Genomic DNA, 4,072 nt, shown 5'->3' with positions numbered 1-4,072 from the left:
GTATGTACACCGCATCTCCCCCACGCTTTACCTAATACCGGGCTACGAGGCGGCTCTTCTCTACACGAGGCGTGGGGAGGACTTCGCCAGAGAGGTGGAGGAGGCTTTTCTCGACTTCGCCGAGCGCCTCCCCGCGCTGGCTCAGAGGCTGGGAATCCCCGTAGACCTCGTGATAATCGACACAGCGGCGGCGCTGCGGCTGGGGATTCTGGCAGAGATGCAGAAGATGGGGGTCTACGGCGTGTTTGTGGGAGACCGCCGCCTCGTCTCAAAAATTTCAGAGGCGAAGGCTGAGCAGTACCGCCGCTACCTGGCCTACTCCTCGGTGGCCGTGTTGAATCTGCTGGAGAAGGACGAGTTGAAAATCGCGAGGAAGTTGACGCCCGCGGCTATTAAGAGGGTTGCCGTCAGAGACCGCCGCGGCGTGTCCGTCGCCGAAGCCGTGTTGAGAGATAGAGAAAACCGCAAGTCGATAGACTACGTGCTCGCCGCGTTAAAAACGTCGTGACGAGGGGCGGCCGGCGTGCGGCTGGAGGCGGAGGGGGCTCCACAGGAGCGGCGTGTGTGTAGAAAGTTTTTCCCCCGCCAGGCGCAGTTGGGCGTGAAGTCTGTGGCCGTCGTGGGGCCTCCCGGCGCTGGCAAGACGCTGGTGGCCACGTCGCTGGCGCTTTACCTACACCTAGCCACCGCCGGCGTGGCTTATGTAGACAAGTCTGTTACGAAGGCGGGCGCCGGCTTGGTGAAGAGCTACCTGCCGCTGGCCGCCGACGTGGAGGAGGCGGCGGAGCTGGGCGTTGACTACGTTGTCATCGACGCGGCTCCCTACGACGTGCCCCCGGCGGATGTATACATCTTCGTCTTAGAGCCCACAGACCTCAGATACTTCACGGGGGAGGGGGTGTACGTGGTGGTGAACAAAACCTCGCGGTGGTCTCTAAGAGGGATACCTTTCGACAGCAGAATCTCCTGGGCTATGCAGGCGGGCGTGCCGCCCGTGGTCGCAGACATCAAGGGCTTCGAGAGGACTAGGAAGAGAATTGTGAAGGTGGTGAAGGAGATCGGGGATGGGCTAAGAGGCGGGGGGAGGCGGGCTACTTAGAGCTTAGGCGGGAGCTTAAGAGGAAGATGGAGGAGTTGGGGAAGGCGGCGAGGGGCGTCAGAGTGTTGCCGGATCCCAAGCCGCCTGGGTTGAAAATCGGCGTCTTGCCGGCGGAGGCCTGGCCCAGGGCGTTGCGGGTGAGGCCGAGGAATCCTGAGGCTTGGGATCTCTGTGTAAATTTCCTGGGGGATTTGGACTGCTACCACAAGGCGGTTAGGCTGTGGGGCAACAAGGACGCCTACGCCCTGGTGCTGAGAGCCGTTATGTTCGGCGCCGACGTCAAGGCGGTGGTGGACGCGCTGAGCCGCGGCGATTTTCAGAAGGCTAGGGAGCTCGTCTACAGAGGCAGGGCTCCCGCGCAACAAATAGACGAGCTTGTGGCGGGGCGGAGATGAAGTTCTACAGCCGGGTGTTGCTCTACTTCGCCGGGGGGCTGTTTTTCGTAGCCCTCCTCGCCCCGCAGTGGCCTCCGGCGGCGCTTCTGCTCCTGCCGCTTGTCTACCTACACGGAGAGGATCTCTTAGTGTGGCTCTACTCTAGATTCGCCCCGATTGAGCCGGTTAGAGTCAGACATCCAGACGACGAGAGATGCGCCTACGACCCCCGCCGCGGGCTGTACCACTGGCTTTGGAGAGTGGAGCCTAACCGCAGTCTATTCGGGGTGGAGAGCGCCGAGGCTGTGCACGAGTTTTACAATAAGCTGTCTCTGCAGAGGGGGGAGTGGCTGACGTTTGTTGTAATTGGCGACGAGAAGTTTATACGGTTCACCTCGCGGAGGTTCGACCCCGCCCGGGTCAGCCAGGTGGAGGCGGTGTTGCAGGAGTTCTACGTCGCCACGAGAGAGGGGGCTTGGGTCGGTTGGGGGAGGCCTGTGGATAGGAGGGTATACGCCACCGCCTTCTTCTGGCTTTTCTACAGCGCCTTCGCCGGGCCTTGGGCGCTGGCGGTGGTGCTCCCCGTCTGGCTCTGGGTTGTGCGTAGATTCGCCAGGGGGTATCTGGAGGTGCCTCTCATGGTGAGGTTCACCCACAGATCCGTGGCCGAGAGCTGGCCGGCCTCTAGGCAGGTTTTGGAGCTTCTGTCGGGGCCCGACGCGAGGGTGTACGCCAACATGCCCCGCTGGGCTGTGGCGGTGGCCGACAGGCCGCCGCTGGAGGTGGTGAAGAAGTTTCAACGTATCTACGAGGGGAGGGACACCGGGAAGAGGCTGGTGAGGCTTGGGGAGCTGGCCCCGGTGCTTGAACGCATTTCGCAACACAACGAGAGGCCTGTGTTGCTGTACCCCTTCGGCACCGCAGACGTCCACACGCAAAACGTCTCCCACGACCTGCTGGCGCAGGCGGAGTTGTGGCGGCTGAGAGACGGAGTTAAGGCCCTCACGGGGGATCTCATGCGCTTCCCCATATTCTACGGAGGGCAGCTCCTGGGTAGGGGGAGGTACGTCACGTTGGCGTATGACAGATTTGGGAGGCCCGTGGCGGTGCCCATAGACTCTCTGCCTAACGCACACGGCGTTATTATCGGCCCGTCGGGTATGGGCAAGTCGTGGACAGTCGGGTCGTGGCTAAACGCCCTTGTCCGTAGCGGCGTTGTTATCACCGTCGTCGACCCGCACGGGGACTTCCGCCGCTGGGCTAAGCTAAACGGCGCGGTGGTAGTTGAGGTGCCCCGGCAACTGCCTGCCGACTTCGCCGAGGTGCTCGCCGCCAGTCTAGACTTCCAGAGGGTGGCCAGGGCGTACGGCTTTGAGGTGGCGGGGGCCGAGTCGGCGAGGTCGGCCGTGGAGAGGGTGGCATCGCTGGTGGGCGCGGCGCCGCAGTACATCCAGTGGGACGGCTCCAGCCATACGGTCTTCGTCTTGCGGTCTATTAGAGAGGCGTATGACGTAGCCGCCTTCTTCACGGCGGCTCTCATGCTCTACCTATTCCGCAAGTTCAAGGCGCCGGAGGAGGAGCCTCCTGAGATGCTCCGGAGGATAATTGTAATCGACGAGGCTAGGCTCGTCGGCGACCCGAGAAACCCGGCCTCCGGCGAGCTTGTGAGGGCGCTGCTCGAGCTGGTGCAGGGGGGCCGTAAGGAGGGGTACGCCGCGTGGTTTATTATACAGCTAGAGACTCAGCTGGAGCGCGACCTGCTGAGAAGCGCCTCTCTGGTTCTGGTGCTGGGGGGCACCTCCCGGGCAATTAGAGGCGCCGCGGAGATACTAGGCCTCAGCCAGTCAGACCTCGCGTATCTCACAAGCGCCCTCACGCCCTACGAGGCTTCGCTGGGAGGGAGGCCGTACGCCACGGGCGTCCTGCTGCTGGCCCCCAGGGAGATTAAATACCAGGTGAAAATCCCCCTAGACCCGGAGCTGAAGCCGCGGAGAAAATGACTGAGATCTGTACAAGAAGGCCAGATCTCTGCGACCCCCAAGGCCTGGCCAGAGAGGAGCCCCGCGCCGCGGGCCCCGGCGCGGCGGAGGCGGCCAGAGAGCTACTCGAACACGCGCCCGGGCCGGAGTTGCCCGCGGCGCCGGGCCCGCCCCCCGTCCCCGCCCCTCCGCGGCCGACGCCTCTCCACTTTCAGTGGGAGGCGCCGATAAGGGTGAGGAGAATTTTCAACACGTATTGGCGCCTCGTCAACACTCCGTTTGCCCAGCTGGGGGACGTGGTGGTGGTGAAGAGCCCCCAGGAGGCGTACGTCTTGAGGCGTGAGAAAAAGGCGGAGAGGTGGCTGGAGCCGCCGGGCTCTCTCTACATCCAGGGCCGTGTTGAAAAACAGTACTGCATCTACGGCTTCATACTACGCGGCTCTGTCGAGCTAATAGCCCAGCTATTCCGCTCCGGCCTGTACGCCGTCGTGCTGGGTTGCGACCGCCGCGCCGTGGTTAAGCCACCAAAGCGGGAGGAGATGTACTCGATATGGCGTTACGAGGGGTATATTATCAATGCCTCCCCCGCCAGACTCGCCGTCATACGGCTAGACGACGGG

General features: G+C 63.1%; 5 protein-coding genes. All 5 read left to right on the top strand.

The features are described 5' to 3' along the window. On the top strand, positions 1-508 hold a 508-nt coding region (locus tag ACP5J3_RS11715), incomplete at its 5' end, for a ParA family protein (RefSeq protein WP_428495855.1). Between the two features lie 15 nt (positions 509-523). Continuing rightward, a complete protein-coding gene (locus ACP5J3_RS11710) occupies positions 524-1,099 on the top strand; it encodes a hypothetical protein (protein WP_428495854.1) in 576 nt (191 codons plus the stop codon). Positions 1,100-1,125: 26 nt separating this feature from the next. Then, on the top strand, positions 1,126-1,494 hold the full coding sequence (locus ACP5J3_RS11705) for a hypothetical protein (RefSeq protein WP_428495853.1): 369 nt from the start codon (positions 1,126-1,128) through the stop codon (positions 1,492-1,494). Continuing rightward, positions 1,491-3,473: a helicase HerA domain-containing protein gene (locus ACP5J3_RS11700; RefSeq protein ID WP_428495852.1), complete on the top strand. Its 1,983-nt coding sequence runs from the start codon at positions 1,491-1,493 to the stop codon at positions 3,471-3,473. The genes ACP5J3_RS11705 and ACP5J3_RS11700 overlap by 4 nt, the downstream gene beginning before the upstream one ends. After that, a partial coding sequence (locus tag ACP5J3_RS11695; RefSeq protein ID WP_428495851.1) for a hypothetical protein occupies positions 3,470-4,072 on the top strand: 603 nt, incomplete at its 3' end. The genes ACP5J3_RS11700 and ACP5J3_RS11695, both read left to right, overlap by 4 nt.

This window comes from Pyrobaculum sp., assembly GCF_049971835.1.
GTDB lineage: Archaea > Thermoproteota > Thermoprotei > Thermoproteales > Thermoproteaceae > Pyrobaculum.
The sequence above is the reverse complement of the archived record's forward strand: the minus strand, read 5'-3'. Positions and strand labels throughout refer to the sequence as shown.